We start from the raw sequence: 16,452 nt of genomic DNA on the forward strand, positions 1-16,452 counted from the left end.
AAGGCGAGGACTTGAGCATGGGATCCACCTCGGAATTCAACCGGCGCGATCTGGTCAAGCGGGCGGCGGCCATGGGAATCGTCGCGCTTCCCGCGATGAGTTTCCTCTCCGCCTGCGCCAGCTCCGGTGGTGGCGCAGGCGACAAGGCGGCGAAGGGCACCAAGTCGGCGAAGAATCCGCTCGCCGTCAACGACAGCGCAGGTCTGGACGTCGTGATCTTCGACGGCGGCTTCGGCGACGCCTATGCGAAGAGTGCGCTGGCGGAGTACACCAAAGCCTTTCCGAAGGCCGCCGGAAAGGCCAAGCTGACCTCCACCCAGAAGATCCAGTCGACGCTGCAGCCGCGTTTCAACGGTGGCAACCCGCCGGACCTCGTCGACAACTCCGGCGCCGAGCAGATGGATTTCGGCACCCTCGTCAGCAAGGATCAGCTGGCCGACCTCAACGCCCTTCTCGACGCCCCGTCGATCGACGACCCGGCCAAGAAGGTCCGCGACACGCTGCGCCCCGGTGTCGTCGAAATGGGACAGTTCGGCGGCAAGGAAACCTGGATTCTCTACTACGCGTACACCGTCTACGGCGTGTGGTATTCGAGAGGTAATCTCGCGAAACTCGACGCGGAGTATCCAGAGACCTGGGACGATATGCTCGCGCTCTGCGCGAAGGCCAAGAAGAAGGGGATAGCCGGGTGGACGTACCCGGGTAAGTACCCCTACTACTTCCCGTTCTCCCTCTACCCCTTCATCGGCAAGATCGGTGGGCCGGAGGTGCTGCGGCGGATCGACAACCTGGAGCCGAACGCCTGGCACGACCCGGCGGTCAAGGCGGCGTTCGAGGCGTACTACGAGCTGTACCGCAAGGGCTACATCCTCAAGGGCTCGCCCGGTCTCGACCACCTCCAGTCGCAGACCGCCTGGGCCGAGGGGAAGGCGCTCTTCATCCCCAACGGCTCCTGGGTGGAGAACGAGTCCGCCAAGCAGATCGCCCGGGACCCGCACTTCCAGCTCGCGGTCGGCGCCCCGTCCAGCCTCTCCGCCGCGGACAAGATGCCCTTCGGCACCCTCTGGGCGTCCGGCGGCGAGCCGTACATCGTCCCGAAGGAGGCGCACAACGCCGAGGGCGGCATGGAGCTGCTGCGCGTCATGCTCGGCAGGAAGGCGGCGCAGAACTTCATCAAGCAGGTCTCCTCGCTGACCTCGCTGAACGGCGGCACGGACGGCGTCCAGCTGCCGCCGGGGCTCGCCTCCGCACAGTCGGTGCTGGAAAAGGCGGGGAACAACGTCCTCAACCCCCGGCTCCAGGACTGGTACGTCGCGCTGCAGAAGGAAAAGATCGGCGTCGGCGCCATCGGCGAAATGATGGCCGGCCGGATGACGCCCGACGAGGCGATCAAAAAGATCCAGAAGTACGCGGACGACACCCGCGCCGACTCCAGCGTCACCAAGTACAAGCGCTGACCCATGAGGGGAGCGAGCCACCGGCACCATCCGCAGCGCAAGAACGGGACCGGCAGTCATGCAGCACGGTAAATACCGTTTCATCGCGGGATTCCTGATCGTTCCGCTGGTGATTTACGCGGTCTTCGTGATCTCACCTTTCGTACAGGCCATCTACTACTCCCTCACGGACTGGACGGGCCTGAGCCCGAACCTGCGGATGGTCGGCTTCGACAACTACATACGCCTCTTCCATGACTCCGTCTTCTGGGCCGCGGTGGGAAACAGCGTGACGCTGTTGCTGCTGCTTCCCGTGGTCACGCTCAGTCTCGGACTGTTCTTCGCCTTCATGCTCAATGTCGGTGGCCGCCGCCGGAAGAAGGCGGTCATCGGCGGGGTGCGCGGATCCGGCGTCTACAAGATCATTTACTTCTTCCCGCAGGTACTCTCCGTCCCGATCGTCGCGCTGCTCTTCCAATTCGCGTACAACCCGGAGAGCGGCGCCCTGAACGCCTTTCTCGGCGCCATCGGTCTCGACGGAGTACAGCCGAACTGGCTGGGCGACCCGCAACTCGCGCTGTGGTGCGTCATGGGCGCGATGGTGTGGGCCAATGTCGGCTTCTACGTGGTGCTGTTCTCGGCCGGGATGAGTTCGATCCCCAAGGATTTCTACGAGGCCGCGCTGCTGGACGGTGCGAACCGCGTGAACACGTTCTTCCGCATCACCCTGCCGCTGCTGTGGGACACCGTGCAGACCGGCTGGATCTACATGGGAATTCTCGCCCTGGACGTCTCCGCCTTCGCGTTCGTGCAGATCATGAGCGTCGGCCCGGGCGGCCCCGACTATTCGACCGAGGTCCTGCCGCTCTACGTCTACCAGCGGACCTTCCGCGACGGTCAGGCCGGATACGCGACCGCCATCGGCGTCTCCCTGCTGATCGTGACCCTCGTCTTCTCCGCCGTCGTGATGCGGCTGGGACGGCGCGAGCGACTGGAGTTCTGATGAGTGCGCAGACCGAGCCCGCCGCCCGCCACGCCGCGCCGAAGGGCGGGCCGGGCCGCGCGGGGCGCCGCGGTGGCGAGGGCGGTGTGCTGAACGTCTTCTCCCACGGCGTCCTGGTGATCTGGGGCCTGCTCGTCACCATGCCGCTGCTGTGGGCGGTGGTCTCCTCCTTCAAGGACGACGCGGAGATCTTCAGCTCGCCCTGGAGCCTGCCCTCGGTGCTGCACCCGGACAACTGGGTGCGCGCCTGGGAGAAGGCGAACATGAGCGAGTACTTCCTCAACTCGCTGATCGTGGTGGGCGGTTCGCTGATCGGCACGATGGTGCTCGGCTCGATGGCGGCCTATGTGCTGGCCCGCTTCGACTTCCCCGGCAACCGCTTCCTCTACTTCCTCTTCGTCGGCGGTATGGGCTTCCCGGTGATCCTGGCGCTGGTGCCGCTCTTCTTCGTCATGAAGAACATGGCGCTGCTGGACACCTACCAGGGGCTGATAGGCGTCTACATCGCGTATTCGCTGCCGTTCACGGTCTTCTTCCTCAGCGGGTTCTTCAAGACGCTGCCGACCTCGGTGGCGGAGGCGGCGCTCATCGACGGCGCCTCCCACACCCGGACGTTCTTCCAGGTCATGCTGCCGATGGCGAAGCCGGGCCTGATCAGCGTCGGCATCTTCAACTTCCTGGGGCAGTGGAACCAGTACCTGCTGCCGACGGTGCTCAACGTCGGCGACCCGCACAAGAAGATGCTCACCCAGGGACTGGTCGCGCTCGCGGTCAGCCAGGGGTACAAGGGCGACTGGTCCGGGCTCTTCGCCGGGCTGACCATCGCGATGCTGCCGGTGCTCGCGGCGTACATCATCTTCCAGCGGCAGGTGGTCGCCGGTCTCACCGCCGGTGCGCTCAAGTAGCCGCCGGGGCTGCGAGGGCCCCGCGCCGCCTTCCCGGGGCGCGGGGCTTTCGGCTGCCCGGAGCGCCCGGCGCGGCAGGCCCTCCGGCGCCCTCGCCGGCGTGCTCCGGGGCGTCGGTCCGCTCCGGCGCGGGCGCCCGTCCTGCCCCTGCCACCTCCGGTCGAGGACTTGACGGGAGGTGATCCGTACGGCTCAGCTTAGATTCACATGTTGGAGACAAGCCGGGCCCCGCTGGTGTGGTCCGGCCGGGTGGGCGGTCGTCGTGCCGTACGCCTCAGGCGGGAGTGGATGAGCCGATGGAGACTCCGGGGTCGCAGTCCTCGCTGCACCGGGCCAATCTGGAGCGGGTCGTGCGCGCGGTACGCATGGCGGGCTCACTCACCCAGGCGGAGATCGCCCGGAGCACGGGGCTGTCCGCGGCGACCGTCTCGAACATCGTTCGTGAGTTGAAGGACGGCGGCACCGTCGAGGTGACGCCCACCTCCGCCGGGGGGCGCCGGGCCCGCAGCGTGTCCCTCTCCGGCGACGCCGGCATCGTCGTCGGCATCGATTTCGGCCACTCCCATCTGCGGGTCGCGGTCGGCAACCTCGCCCACCAGGTGCTCGCCGAGGACGCCGAGCCGATCGACGTGGACGCCTCCGCCGCCGAGGGGCTGGGCCGCGCCGAGCGGCTGGTCGCCCGGCTCGTCGAGGCGACCGGCATCGCCCCGGACAAGGTCATCGGCGTCGGGCTCGGCGTGCCGGGCCCCATCGACGTCGAATCGGGCACCCTCGGCTCCACCGCGATCCTGCCGGGCTGGACGGGCACCAACCCGGGCGCCGAGCTGTCCGGGCGCCTCGGCGTCCCCGTCCACGTCGACAACGACGCCAACCTCGGCGCCCTGGGCGAGCTGGTCTGGGGCAGCGGGCGGGGCGCCGCCGACCTGGCGTACATCAAGGTGGCCAGCGGGGTCGGCGCCGGGCTGGTCATCGGCGGGCGGATCTACCGCGGGCCGGGCGGCACGGCGGGCGAGATCGGCCACATCACGCTCGACGAGTCCGGGCCGGTCTGCCGCTGCGGCAACCGCGGCTGCCTGGAGACGTTCACCGCCGCCCGCTACGTCCTGCCGCTGCTCCAGCCGAGCCACGGACCGGATCTGACGATGGCGCGCGTGGTGGAGCTGGCCCGCGAGGGCGACCCCGGGTGCCGCCGGGTCATCGCGGACGTGGGCCGCCACGTGGGCAGCGGCGTCGCCAACCTCTGCAATCTGCTCAACCCGAGCCGGGTGGTGCTCGGCGGCGATCTCGCGGAGGCGGGGGAGCTGGTGCTCGGGCCGATCCGGGAGTCGGTGTCGCGGTACGCGATCCCCAGCGCGGCACGGCAGTTGGGCATCGTGCCCGGCACGCTGGGCGGCCGCGCGGAGGTGCTCGGGGCGCTCGCGCTGGTGCTCAGCGAGATGGGCGACGCCACCCTGCTCGACGGCGCGCAGGCCGTCCACGGCGCGGCGTCCGCCTGACAAGTCCCGGTGCACGGCCGGTGGCTGAGCTGCGTCTGACTTCAGGCACCTAACGTATGGCACCGTTGTCATCTCGTTAAGGATTTACTCCTTGACGGCCCGCCAGCGGCCGAGTTGACTTCCAGCCACCTCGGCCGCAAGGACGCGGCCTCGTCAGGGAGGCAAGCTCACATGAATGTCTGGACGCGTCGCGCCGTCATAGGCACCGCCGCCGTTTCGATGGCCCTCTCGGTGGCCGCCTGCGGCAAGGCGGGCGGCGACGGCAAGGCCGCGGGTGGGGACGGCAAGACCATCGGCCTGCTGCTGCCGGAGAACAAGACCACCCGTTACGAGACCTTCGACCGGCCGCTCATGGAGGCGAAGATCAAGGCGCTCTGCGCCGACTGCGAGGTCAAGTACAACAACGCGGCGCAGGAGACCGAGACCCAGAAGAAGCAGTTCGACGCGCTGATCACGCAGGGCGTCAAGGTGATCATCCTGGACCCGGTCGATTACAAGGCCACCAAGTCCTGGGTCAACCAGGCGGCCAAGAAGGGCGTCAAGGTCGTCGCGTACGACCGGCTCGCCGAGGGCGAGATCTCCGCGTACGTCTCCTACGACAACGAGAAGATCGGCCGCCTCCAGGGCGAGGCGCTGGTCAAGGCGCTCGGCAGCGACGCGAAGAACAGCAACGTCGTGATGATCAACGGCTCGCCGACCGACGCCAACGCCCCCTTCTTCAAGAAGGGCGCGCACACCGTCCTCGACAAGCAGGTCAAGAAGATCGTCTACGAGCAGGACATCCCGGACTGGTCCTCGGACGAGGCCAACAAGAAGATGAGCGCGGCCATCGACTCGCTCGGCAAGGACGGCTTCCAGGGCGTCTACGCCGCCAACGACGGCGAGGCGGGCGGCGTGATCACCGCCCTCAAGCAGCAGGGCGTCAAGGTCCCGGTCGGCGGCCAGGACTCCGAACTGGCGGGTCTGCAGCGCGTCCTCAAGGGCGACCAGGGGTTCACCATCTACAAGCAGATCAAGCCGCAGGCGGACGCCACCGCCGAGATCGCGGTGCAGCTCCTCAAGGGCGAGAAGATCGACGCGCTGGCGCCGACCAAGGTCGACAGCCTCAGCGGCGACGTCAAGGGCATCCCGGCGAAGCTCTACGACGCCCAGGTCGTGACCAAGGACAACGTCAAGGACACGATCATCAAGGACAAGGTCTACAAGGCGAGCCAGCTCTGCACCGCCGATGTGAAGGCGGCGTGCGAGAAGGCCGGCATCAAGTAGCCCGTCCGGTCCGCCCGGGGCGCGGGCGGCGGTACCGGCCGCCGGACCCGCGGCCCGGGCGGCCGCCGCACCGGCCCCGGGCCGCCCCGCGTCCCGGCCCCGCGCCGCAGGGCTCGTACCCCGGCGCCCCGCCGCACCCCACCCCCCTCGCACAACCCGGTGCCCCGCACCACCGTCCCGCCCCCTGTGAAGGCGGCGAAGGAGATGATGTCCGTGTCCGCTACGCCCGTGCTGGCGTTGCGCAAGGTCTCCAAGCGGTTCGGCGCCGTCCAGGCGCTCACCGACGTCACGCTGGAGATCCACCCCGGTGAGGTGGTCGCCCTGGTCGGCGACAACGGCGCCGGCAAGTCCACCCTCGTCAAGACGATCTCGGGCGTGCACCCGGTCGACGACGGCACCATCGAGTGGGAGGGCGCGCCGGTCCGCATCGCCAAGCCGCACGACGCCCAGGAGCTGGGCGTCGCCACCGTCTACCAGGACCTCGCGCTCTGCGACAACCTCGACGTCGTCGCCAATCTCTACCTCGGCAACGAGCTGCGTGGCGCGGGCGTCCTGGACGAGATCGCGATGGAGAAGCGGGCCAAGGAGCTGCTGGACACCCTGTCCATCCGCATCCCCAGCGTCCGCATCCCGGTCGCGGCGCTCTCCGGCGGTCAGCGGCAGGTCGTGGCCATCGCCCGCGCCCTGATCGGCGAGCCGAAGGTCGTCATCCTCGACGAGCCGACCGCCGCGCTCGGCGTCGAGCAGACCGCACAGGTCCTCGACCTCGTGGAGCGGCTGCGCGAGCGGAACCTCGGCACCATCCTCATCAGCCACAACATGGCCGATGTGCAGGCCGTCGCCGACCGGGTCGCGGTGCTCCGCCTGGGCCGCAACAACGGCGTCTTCGACGTCGCCGACACCTCGCACGAAGAGATCATCGCGGCCATCACCGGCGCCTCGGACAACGCCGTCACCCGCCGCAGGGCCCGTACCGAGCAGGGCAGGAAGGAGGAGGCGCGATGAGTGACCTCACCAAGAAGACGACGGACACCACCGAGCCGGACGGCGGCGCGGCGCCCGCCGCCCCGGCCGTCGACCCCCGCCTCCTCGTCCGTGAGAAGGGCTTCGCCGGGTATCTGGACGAGTTCGCCCGCCGGCTGCGCGGCGGTGAGCTGGGGTCGCTGCCGGTCGTCGTCGGGCTGATCGTCATCGCCGTCGTCTTCCAGCTGAAGAACAGCTCCTTCCTCTCCGCCGACAGCCTCGCCAACATCGGCGTCTACACCTCCGGCCTCGGCATCATGGCCGTCGGCATCGTCTTCGTGCTGCTGCTCGGCGAGATCGACCTCTCCGTCGGCTCGGTCGCCGGGGTCGGCGCGGCGGTGTGGGCGGTGCTGAGCGTCACCCACGGCGTCAGCGACTGGCTCGCCGTCCTCCTCGCCGTCGTGGCGGGCGCCGCCATCGGCACCCTGCACGGCTTCTTCTTCGCCAAGGTCGGCGTCCCCGCGTTCGTCGTCACGCTCGCCGGATTCCTCGGCTGGAGCGGGCTGCAGATCTGGCTGATGGGCAAGGAGGGCTCCATCAACACGCCCTCGGGCAGCGTGGTGGAGAACCTCACCGGCTACTACTTCGAGGACAAGGCCGCCGCCTACGGCCTCGCGCTCGTCGCCGTCCTGGCGTACGCCGGATCGCTGCTGTGGGAGGCGCGCCGCCGCCGGGCCGCGGCGCTGCCGTCCCGCCCGGCGAGCGAGATCGCGCTGCGCACCGGCGTCGTCGCGGTCCTCGCCTTCGCCGTCGCCTACGTCCTGAACGAACCGGCCGGCGCCCGCGGGCTGCCGCTGGCCCTGGTGCTCTTCCTCGCCGTCCTCGTCCTCGCCGACTTCGTGGTGCGCCGCACCTCCTACGGCCGGCAGATCTTCGCGGTCGGCGGCAACGCGGAGGCGGCCCGCCGCGCCGGTATCGACGTCAACCGGATCCGCATCACGGTCTTCGCGGTCTCCGGCATGCTGGCGGCCTTCGGCGGTCTCTTCATCGCCAGCCTCTCCGGCGGCGCCACCAAGAACCTCGGCGCCGGGAACACCCTGATGAATGTGATCGCCGCGGCGGTCATCGGCGGCACCAGCCTCTTCGGCGGCCGCGGCAAGATCTGGTCGGCGCTGCTCGGCATGCTCGTGATCCAGTCGATTCAGCAGGGGCTGAACCTCCTCGGCATGGCCAGCGAGATCCAGTACATGATCACCGGTGCGGTGCTGCTCGCAGCGGTCGTCATCGACTCGCTCTCCCGCCGGACGCAGAAGACCGCCGGACGCACCTGAGCCCGGCCCGTACCCGCGTGCGGCGGCCCCCACCAGCACCTTCCGGTGGGGGCCGCCGCATGTGCGGCGGGCGGCCGAATCCCACGGGTCACCCGAGTGACATACATCGCGAGGCCCGAAGGTCGCGGCGGACACCGGAACATTAGACTCGGCTGATCAGCAACCTCGACCAGTTTCGAAGCACGACAAGCAGGGAGGCACAGTGCAGAAGGTGCCGCGCGAAGCGCGCCAGGCCGGGGCGGTGGCCGGAGACGGACGGGAGTTGCTGACCCGTATCGAAGGTCCACGCGACCTGGACCGGCTCACCCCGCAGCAGCTCGGACAGCTCGCCGGGGAGATCCGTACCTTCCTCGTCGACGCCGTCGCCCGGACCGGCGGCCACCTCGGCCCCAACCTCGGTGTGGTCGAGCTGACCATCGCCCTGCACCGGGTCTTCGACTCCCCGAAGGACCGCGTCCTCTTCGACACCGGACACCAGTCCTACGTCCACAAGCTGCTCACCGGCCGCCAGGACTTCGGCCGGCTGCGCGCCAAGGGCGGCCTGTCCGGCTACCCCTCGCGCGCCGAGTCCGAGCACGACGTCATCGAGAACAGCCACGCCTCGACGGTCCTGGGCTGGGCCGACGGTCTGGCCAAGGCCAACCAGGTGCGCGGCAAGGACGACCATGTCGTCGCGGTGATCGGCGACGGCGCGCTGACCGGCGGTATGGCCTGGGAGGCGCTCAACAACATCGCGGTCGCCAAGGACCGCCCGCTGGTCATCGTCGTCAACGACAACGAGCGCTCCTACGCGCCGACCATCGGCGGCCTCGCCGACCACCTCGCCACGCTGCGCACCACCGACGGCTACGAGAAGTTCCTCGCCCGCGGCAAGGACCTGCTGGAGCGCACCCCGGTCGTCGGCAAGCCGCTCTACGAGACGCTGCACGGCGCCAAGAAGGGCCTCAAGGACTTCATCGCCCCGCAGGGGATGTTCGAGGACCTGGGCCTGAAGTACGTCGGCCCGATCGACGGCCACGACCTGGAGGCGCTGGAGTCGGCGCTGACGCGCGCCAAGCGCTTCGGCGGCCCCGTCATCGTCCACTGCCTGACGGAGAAGGGCCGCGGCTACAAGCCCGCCGAGCAGGACGAGGCGGACCGTTTCCACGGCATCGGTGTCATCCACCCGGACACCGGGCTGCCGGTCGCCGCGTCCGGCGCCGACTGGACCTCCGTCTTCGGCGAGGAGATGGTCAAGCTCGGCCACGAGCGCGCGGACATCGTCGCGATCACCGCCGCGATGCTCCAGCCCGTCGGCCTGAAGAAGTTCGCCGCCGCCTTCCCCGACCGGATCTACGACGTCGGCATCGCCGAGCAGCACGGCGCGGTCTCCGCCGCCGGTCTGGCCACCGGCGGGCTGCACCCGGTCTTCGCGCTGTACGCCACGTTCCTCAACCGCGCCTTCGACCAGGTGCTGATGGACGTCGCGCTGCACAAGTGCGGCGTCACCTTCGTCCTGGACCGCTCCGGTGTCACCGGCTCCGACGGCGCCTCCCACAACGGCATGTGGGACATGTCACTGCTCCAGGTCGTGCCCGGCCTGCGGCTCGCCGCGCCGCGCGACGCCGACCAGGTCCGCGCGCAGCTGCGGGAGGCCGTCGAGGTCGATGACGCGCCGACGGTGGTGCGCTACTCCAAGGGCGCGGTCGGCCCGGCCGTCGAGGCGGTCGGCACGGTCGGCGGCATGGATGTGCTGCGCGCCCCGGTGGCGGTCGCCGGGCGCCCCGACGTGCTGCTGGTCTCGGTCGGCGCGCTCGCCCCGATGTGCCTGGAGATCGCCGCCCTCCTCGACAAGCAGGGCATCTCCTCCACCGTCGTCGACCCGCGCTGGGTCAAGCCGGTCGACCCGGAGCTGCCCGGCCTCGCCGCCGAGCACCGCGTCGTGGTCACCGTCGAGGACAACATCCGCACCGGCGGCGTCGGCGCGGCCGTGGCGCAGGCGCTGCGGGACGCGGGCGTGGACCTCCCGCTGCGCGACTTCGGCATCCCCGAGCGCTTCCTCGACCACGCCTCCCGCAAGGAGGTCATGGCCGAGATCGGGCTGACCGCGCCGGACATCGCCCGGCAGGTCACCGGCCTGGTGGCCAAGCTGGACGGCCGGTTCGAGGGCGCGTCGGCGAGCGCCGCGGGCTCCCCGCGTCCGGCGGAGGTCGCGGGCGACTGACGCCCCTCGCGCTAGGCCCTGTCGTCACACTCCCGCCTGCCTCGCGGCGTCTGGCACGCACGCTCGCCGCGTTGTCGGGATCGTCCCGGTACACCCAGTACCGGGACGACCCTCCGCCTTGCGATCGCACGCACCAGACGCCGCGCGGCCGCCCTCCGGGCGACGACGGGAGTGTGACGACAGGACCTACGGGCCGGTCGGCCACCTCCGGGTGCGCCGACCGGCCCATCCGTTTGCCCGCCGCCACGCTCCATAGGGTGAATCGCCGCCGCCCGGGGCCCGCCACCCCTGACGATTTGTCTGCGTTGCAGAGAATCTGCCAGTTCAGGTGAGGGTCGTCCAGGCGGAGGTTCGTCCATGAGCACACAGCAGGGCCCAGGAGCCCGGACACGCCGCGACCGCGGAGTGTTCCGGACCAAGAGCGTCGAGCAGTCCATCCAGGACACCGAGGAGCCGGAGCACGCGCTCAAGAAGTCCCTGTCCGCGCTGGACCTGACGGTCTTCGGCGTCGGTGTCGTCATCGGCACCGGCATCTTCGTCCTCACCGGCAAGATCGCGAAGGAGCAGGCGGGCCCGGCGGTCGCCCTCTCCTTCGTCGTCGCCGGCGTGGTCTGCGCCCTCGCCGCGCTCTGCTACGCGGAGTTCGCCTCCACCGTCCCGGTCGCCGGCTCCGCGTACACCTTCTCCTACGCCTCGCTCGGCGAGTTCCCCGCCTGGATCATCGGCTGGGACCTGGTCCTGGAGCTGGCGCTGGGGTGTGCGGTGGTCGCGGTCGGCTGGTCCGGCTACATCCGCTCGCTGCTGGACTCGGCGGGCTGGCATCTGCCGCCCGTGCTCTCCGGCACCCAGGGCGGCGCGTTCGGCTTCGACCTGCTGGCCTGCGTCCTGGTCCTGGTGCTGACCGTCATCCTCGTCCTCGGCATGAAGCTGTCGTCGCGGGTGACGAACGTGATCGTGGGGATCAAGGTGACGGTGGTGCTGCTCGTCGTCATCGCCGGGGCGTTCTTCATCACCGGTGCGAACTACCACCCGTTCCTGCCGCCCACCCGCCCGCACGTGGGGCAGAGCGGTTACGCCGCCCCGCTCTCCCAGCTCCTGTTCGGCTTCACCCCGTCCAACTTCGGCGTCATGGGCATCTTCGCCGCCGCCGCGGTCGTCTTCTTCGCCTTCATCGGCTTCGACATCGTCGCCACCGCCGCCGAGGAGACCCGCCACCCGCAGCGCGACGTGCCCCGCGGCATCCTCGGCTCCCTCGCCATCTGCACCCTCCTCTACGTCGCGGTGTCGATCGTGGTCACCGGCATGCAGAAGTACACCGAGCTGTCGACCGACGCCCCGCTCGCCGACGCCTTCAAGGCGGTCGGTCACCCCGTCTACGCCGGGATCATCGGCTTCGGCGCGGCGGTCGGTCTCACCTCGGTCTGCATGATCCTGCTGCTGGGGCAGAGCCGGGTGTTCTTCGCGATGAGCCGCGACGGGCTGCTGCCGCAGTTCTTCTCCCGGGTGCACCCCACGTTCGGCACGCCCTACCGCTCCACGCTGCTGCTGGGCCTGGTCGTCGCCGTCGTCGCCGGGTTCACCTCGATCAACGAACTCGCCGAACTGGTCAACATCGGCACGCTCTTCGCCTTCGTCGTGGTCGCCCTTGGCGTGGTCCTGCTCCGCCGCTCCCGCCCGGACCTGCCCCGCGCCTTCCGCACCCCGCTGGTCCCGCTGGTCCCCGTGCTGTCGGTGCTCGCCTCGCTCTGGCTGATGCTCAACCTGCCCGCCGAGACCTGGCTCCGCTTCGCCGCCTGGATGGTCGTCGGGTTCGTCGTCTACGTCACCTACGGCCGGACGCACAGCCGTCTGGAGGGCCGCCGGGCGGCTGAGAAAGGCGCGGTGGGCGGCGGCTGACGGCGCAACCGTCCTCCGCGCCCATGGCGCCCGGAGCGCCGGGCCGCCCTCAGCCGTCCGCCGCGGCTCCCGGACGGCGGCCGCCGCCCCGGGCGTCGCGGACCGCGCGCGGGCCCGTCACCCGTGCGCCCAGCGCCTCGACGCGGGCCCGCAGCCCGCGGTCGGCGGTCACCACCAGGCAGTCCCGCCCGGCGCCCTCGGCCGCCACCAGCTCCACGATCCGGTCGTCGCCGCTGCCGGGCGCGGACTCCACCCGCACCCCGTCGACGGACGCCACCTCCCGGGCCGCGCCCTCGACCACCAACACCAGCTCCACCGGCGGTTCGGCGTACCCGGGCAGGCCCGCGGCGCCGCGCGTGGCCAGTCCGTCCCGCAGCCGCTCCGCGGCGCCGCGCCGATCGCGCCACCAGCCGTCCGGGACCGACCCGACGACGTTCGCCGCATCGACGATGACCAAGGAATCCATGGCTCCAGCCTGTCATGCGCCGGACGGACGGCAGCACGACGGCGCGGGCCGGCTCCGCCGAGCCGACCCGCGCCGCTGCGTTGCCAGGTGCCTTACGCGGGCACGCTCGCCAGGCCCGGGGCCAGGAACTTCTTGCCCGTCACCCGCTCGGAGACGCCCGCGCGGTCCAGGTACGGCGTGATGCCGCCCAGGTGGAAGGGCCAGCCGGCGCCGGTGATCAGGCACAGGTCGATGTCCTGCGCCTCGGCGACGACGTCCTCGTCCAGCATCAGGCCGATCTCCTGCGCCACGGCGTCCAGCACGCGGTCGCGGACCTGCTCCTCGGTCAGCACCGAGTCGCCCTGCTTCAGCAGCGCGGCGACCTCCGGGTCCAGCTCCGGCTTGTAGCCGTTCTCGGCGGAGTAGACGTAGAAGCCGCGCTTGCCGGCCTCGACGACGGCCTTGAGGTTCGGCGAGACGGTGAACCGCTCGGGGAACGCGCCGTGCAGCGTCTCGGAGACGTGCAGGCCGATCGCCGGGCCGACCAGCTCCAGCAGGACCAGCGGCGACATCGGCAGCCCCAGGGGCTCGACGGCCTTCTCCGCCACGGCGACGGGCGTGCCCTCGTCGATGACGTTCTGGATCTCGCCCATGAAGCGGGTCAGGATGCGGTTGACGACGAACGCCGGGGCGTCCTTCACCAGCACCGCGGTCTTCTTCAGCGACTTGGCGACGGCGAAGGCGGTGGCCAGCGACGCGTCGTCGGTCTTCTCCGCGCGGACGATCTCCAGCAGCGGCAGGATCGCGACCGGGTTGAAGAAGTGGAAGCCCACGACCCGCTCGGGGTTCTTCAGCTTCGACGCCATCTCGGTGACCGACAGCGAGGAGGTGTTGGTCGCCAGGATCGCGTGCGCCGGGACGACCGCCTCGACCTCGGCGAACACCTGCTGCTTGACGCCCATCTCCTCGAAGACGGCCTCGATGACGAAGTCCGCGTCGCCGAAGGCGGCGGCCTTGTCGAGGTGACCGCTGACCAGGCCCTTGAGGCGGTTCGCCTTGTCCTGGTTGACACGGCCCTTGAGCAGCAGCTTGTCGATCTCGCCGTGGACGTACGCGACGCCCTTGTCGATCCGGGCCTGGTCGATGTCGGTGAGGACGACCGGGACCTCCAGACGGCGCGCGAAGAGCAGCGCCAGCTGGGAGGCCATCAGACCGGCGCCGACGACACCGACCTTGGTGACCGGGCGGGCCAGCTTCTTGTCCGGCGCGCCGGCGGGCCGCTTGGCGCGCTTCTGCACCAGGTTGAACGCGTAGAGGCCGGAGCGGAGTTCGCCGCCCATGATGAGGTCGGCGAGTGCCTGGTCCTCGGCGTCGAAGCCCTGCTGACGGTCGCCGTTCTTGGCGGCGGCGATGATGTCCAGCGCGCGGTAGGCGGCCGGGGCGGCGCCGTGCACCTTGCCGTCGGCGATCGCCCGGCCGCGGGCGACGGCCTCGTCCCAGGCGGCACCGCGGTCCAGCTCGGGGCGGGCGACCTCGGTCTCACCGGTCAGCACCGAGGCGGTCCAGATCAGCGACTGCTCCAGGAAGTCCGCGCCCTCGAACAGCGCGTCCGCGATGCCCAGGTCGAAGATCTGCTCACCCTTGAGCTGCTTGTTCTGGTTGAGCGAGTTCTCGATGATGACCGAGACGGCGCGCTCGGGGCCGATGAGGTTCGGCAGCAGCACACAGCCGCCCCAGCCCGGTACGAGACCGAGGAAGACCTCGGGCAGCGAGAACGCCGGCACGGCCTTCGAGACGGTGCGGTAGCTGCAGTGCAGACCGACCTCGACGCCGCCGCCCATCGCCGCGCCGTTGTAGTACGCGAACGTCGGCACGGCCAGGCCCGACAGCCGCTTGAAGACGTCGTGGCCGCCCTTGCCGATGGCCAGCGCGTCCTCGTGGCGCTTCAGCAGCTCGACGCCCTTGAGGTCGGCGCCGACGGCGAAGATGAACGGCTTGCCGGTGATGCCGACACCGACGATCTCGCCGTCCGCCGCCTCCTTCTCGACCTGGTCGATCGCGGCGTTGAGGTTGCCCAGCGACTGCGGGCCGAAGGTGGTCGGCTTGGTGTGGTCCAGGCCGTTGTCCAGCGTGATGAGCGCGAAGCGGCCCGCGCCCTTCGGCAGGTCGAGGTGGCGCACGTGCGCCTGGGTCACGACCTCGTCGGGGAAGAGTTCGGCCGCGCCCTTCAGAAGCTCTGCGGTGTTGGTCACTTGTTCCCCTCGCTGCATCGATTAGTCGCTCCGCTCCAGTGCGGGTTCTCCCAGATCACGGTGCCACCCATGCCGAAGCCGACGCACATGGTGGTGATGCCGTAGCGGACGTGCGGCTGCTCCTCGAACTGACGGGCCAGCTGCGTCATCAGCCGGACGCCGGAGGAGGCCAGCGGGTGGCCGAACGCGATGGCGCCGCCGTACTGGTTGACGCGCGGGTCGTCGTCGGCGATGCCGTAGTGGTCGAGCAGCGAGAGCACCTGGACGGCGAACGCCTCGTTGATCTCGAAGAGGCCGATGTCGTCGATGGTCAGACCGGCCTTGGCCAGTGCCTTCTCCGTCGCCGGGACCGGGCCGATGCCCATGACCTCCGGCTCCACGCCCGCGAAGGCGAAGTCGACCAGCCGCATCTTGACGGGCAGGCCCAGCTCGCGCGCCACGTCCTCGGCGGCGATCAGCGAGGCGGTCGCGCCGTCGTTGAGACCGGCGGCGTTGCCCGCGGTCACCCGGCCGTGCGGACGGAACGGCGTCTTCAGCCCGGCGAGGTTCTCCAGCGTGGTGCCCGGGCGCATCGGCTCGTCGGCGGTGGCCAGACCCCAACCGGTCTCGCCCGCCTCGGCGTTGGTGCGGCGCACCGAGATCGGCACCAGGTCGGCCTGGATCTGGCCGTTGGCGTACGCCTTCGCGGCCTTCTCCTGGCTGCGGACGGCGTAGGCGTCGGCGCGCTCCTTGGTCAGGTGCGGCAGCCGGTCGTGGAGGTTCTCCGCCGTCATGCCCATGAACAGCGCCGACTGGTCGACCAGCTTCTCGCTGACGAACCGCGGGTTGGGGTCGACGCCCTCACCCATGGGGTGGCGTCCCATGTGCTCGACGCCACCGGCGACGGCGATGTCGTATGCACCGAAGGAGACGCCACCGGCGATGCTGGTGACGGCGGTCATCGCACCGGCGCACATACGGTCGATGGAGAAGCCGGGCACCGACTGCGGCAGGCCCGCCAGGATGCCGGCGGTGCGGCCCAGGGTCAGGCCCTGGTCGCCGATCTGCGTGGTCGCCGCGAGCGCGACCTCGTCGATCTTCGCGGGGTCCAGGTCCGGGTTGCGGCGCAGCAGCTCCCGGATGCACTTGACGACCAGGTCGTCGGCGCGGGTCTCGTGGTAGATGCCCTTCGGGCCCGCCTTGCCGAACGGGGTGCGGACGCCGTCGACGAAGACGACGTCCCTAGCGGTACGAGGCACGTTGGCTCTCCTCCAGGT

General features: G+C 70.2%; 12 protein-coding genes. 9 read left to right on the plus strand and 3 right to left on the minus strand.

Translation table 11 applies throughout. The features are described from left to right. The first annotated feature begins 17 nt into the window (after positions 1–17). The 9 genes from ngcE to ACZ4U4_RS05670 all read left to right on the plus strand — a co-directional run bounded on the left by ngcE (position 18) and on the right by ACZ4U4_RS05670 (position 12,499). Positions 18–1,457, plus strand: coding sequence for an N-acetylglucosamine/diacetylchitobiose ABC transporter substrate-binding protein (gene ngcE / locus ACZ4U4_RS05630; protein WP_467869243.1), 1,440 nt, complete (start codon positions 18–20; stop codon positions 1,455–1,457). Positions 1,458–1,515: 58 nt separating this feature from the next. Then, positions 1,516–2,439 carry a carbohydrate ABC transporter permease gene (locus ACZ4U4_RS05635; RefSeq protein ID WP_467869245.1) on the plus strand — a complete coding sequence of 308 codons (924 nt, stop codon included), beginning with the start codon at positions 1,516–1,518 and terminating at the stop codon, positions 2,437–2,439. Continuing rightward, positions 2,439–3,344, plus strand: a complete 906-nt coding sequence (locus ACZ4U4_RS05640) for a carbohydrate ABC transporter permease (protein WP_467869247.1) — start codon at positions 2,439–2,441, stop codon at positions 3,342–3,344. The genes ACZ4U4_RS05635 and ACZ4U4_RS05640 overlap by 1 nt, the downstream gene beginning before the upstream one ends. Before the next feature lie 296 nt (positions 3,345–3,640). Further along, entirely contained in the window at positions 3,641–4,840 is a 1,200-nt protein-coding gene (locus ACZ4U4_RS05645; RefSeq protein ID WP_467869249.1) for an ROK family transcriptional regulator, read from the plus strand. A 171-nt stretch (positions 4,841–5,011) separates the two neighbouring features. Beyond that, entirely contained in the window at positions 5,012–6,106 is a 1,095-nt protein-coding gene (locus ACZ4U4_RS05650) for a substrate-binding domain-containing protein (RefSeq protein WP_467869251.1), read from the plus strand. A gap of 204 nt (positions 6,107–6,310) precedes the next feature. After that, positions 6,311–7,111, plus strand: a complete 801-nt coding sequence (locus ACZ4U4_RS05655) for an ATP-binding cassette domain-containing protein (protein WP_467869253.1) — start codon at positions 6,311–6,313, stop codon at positions 7,109–7,111. Continuing rightward, a complete protein-coding gene (locus ACZ4U4_RS05660) occupies positions 7,108–8,400 on the plus strand; it encodes a sugar ABC transporter permease (RefSeq protein WP_467869255.1) in 1,293 nt (430 codons plus the stop codon). The genes ACZ4U4_RS05655 and ACZ4U4_RS05660 overlap by 4 nt, the downstream gene beginning before the upstream one ends. A 202-nt stretch (positions 8,401–8,602) precedes the next feature. Further along, positions 8,603–10,603 carry a 1-deoxy-D-xylulose-5-phosphate synthase gene (gene dxs, locus ACZ4U4_RS05665; RefSeq protein ID WP_467869257.1) on the plus strand — a complete coding sequence of 667 codons (2,001 nt, stop codon included), beginning with the start codon at positions 8,603–8,605 and terminating at the stop codon, positions 10,601–10,603. A gap of 357 nt (positions 10,604–10,960) precedes the next feature. Continuing rightward, positions 10,961–12,499, plus strand: coding sequence for an amino acid permease (locus ACZ4U4_RS05670; protein WP_467869259.1), 1,539 nt, complete (start codon positions 10,961–10,963; stop codon positions 12,497–12,499). A 49-nt stretch (positions 12,500–12,548) separates the two neighbouring features. Here ACZ4U4_RS05670 and ACZ4U4_RS05675 read toward each other — a convergent pair whose 3' ends face one another. The 3 genes from ACZ4U4_RS05675 to ACZ4U4_RS05685 all read right to left on the minus strand — a co-directional run bounded on the left by ACZ4U4_RS05675 (position 12,549) and on the right by ACZ4U4_RS05685 (position 16,434). Beyond that, complete coding sequence (locus tag ACZ4U4_RS05675; protein WP_467869261.1) at positions 12,549–12,965, minus strand: PIN domain-containing protein; 417 nt, start codon at positions 12,963–12,965, stop codon at positions 12,549–12,551. A gap of 92 nt (positions 12,966–13,057) precedes the next feature. Then, positions 13,058–15,196, minus strand: coding sequence for a 3-hydroxyacyl-CoA dehydrogenase NAD-binding domain-containing protein (locus tag ACZ4U4_RS05680; RefSeq protein WP_467869263.1), 2,139 nt, complete (start codon positions 15,194–15,196; stop codon positions 13,058–13,060). Next, complete coding sequence (locus ACZ4U4_RS05685; RefSeq protein WP_391641245.1) at positions 15,193–16,434, minus strand: thiolase family protein; 1,242 nt, start codon at positions 16,432–16,434, stop codon at positions 15,193–15,195. Before ACZ4U4_RS05685 ends, ACZ4U4_RS05680 begins: the two co-directional genes overlap by 4 nt. Positions 16,435–16,452: the final 18 nt, after the last annotated feature.

The sequence above is a fragment of the Streptomyces sp. NPDC029159 genome (assembly GCF_055564055.1).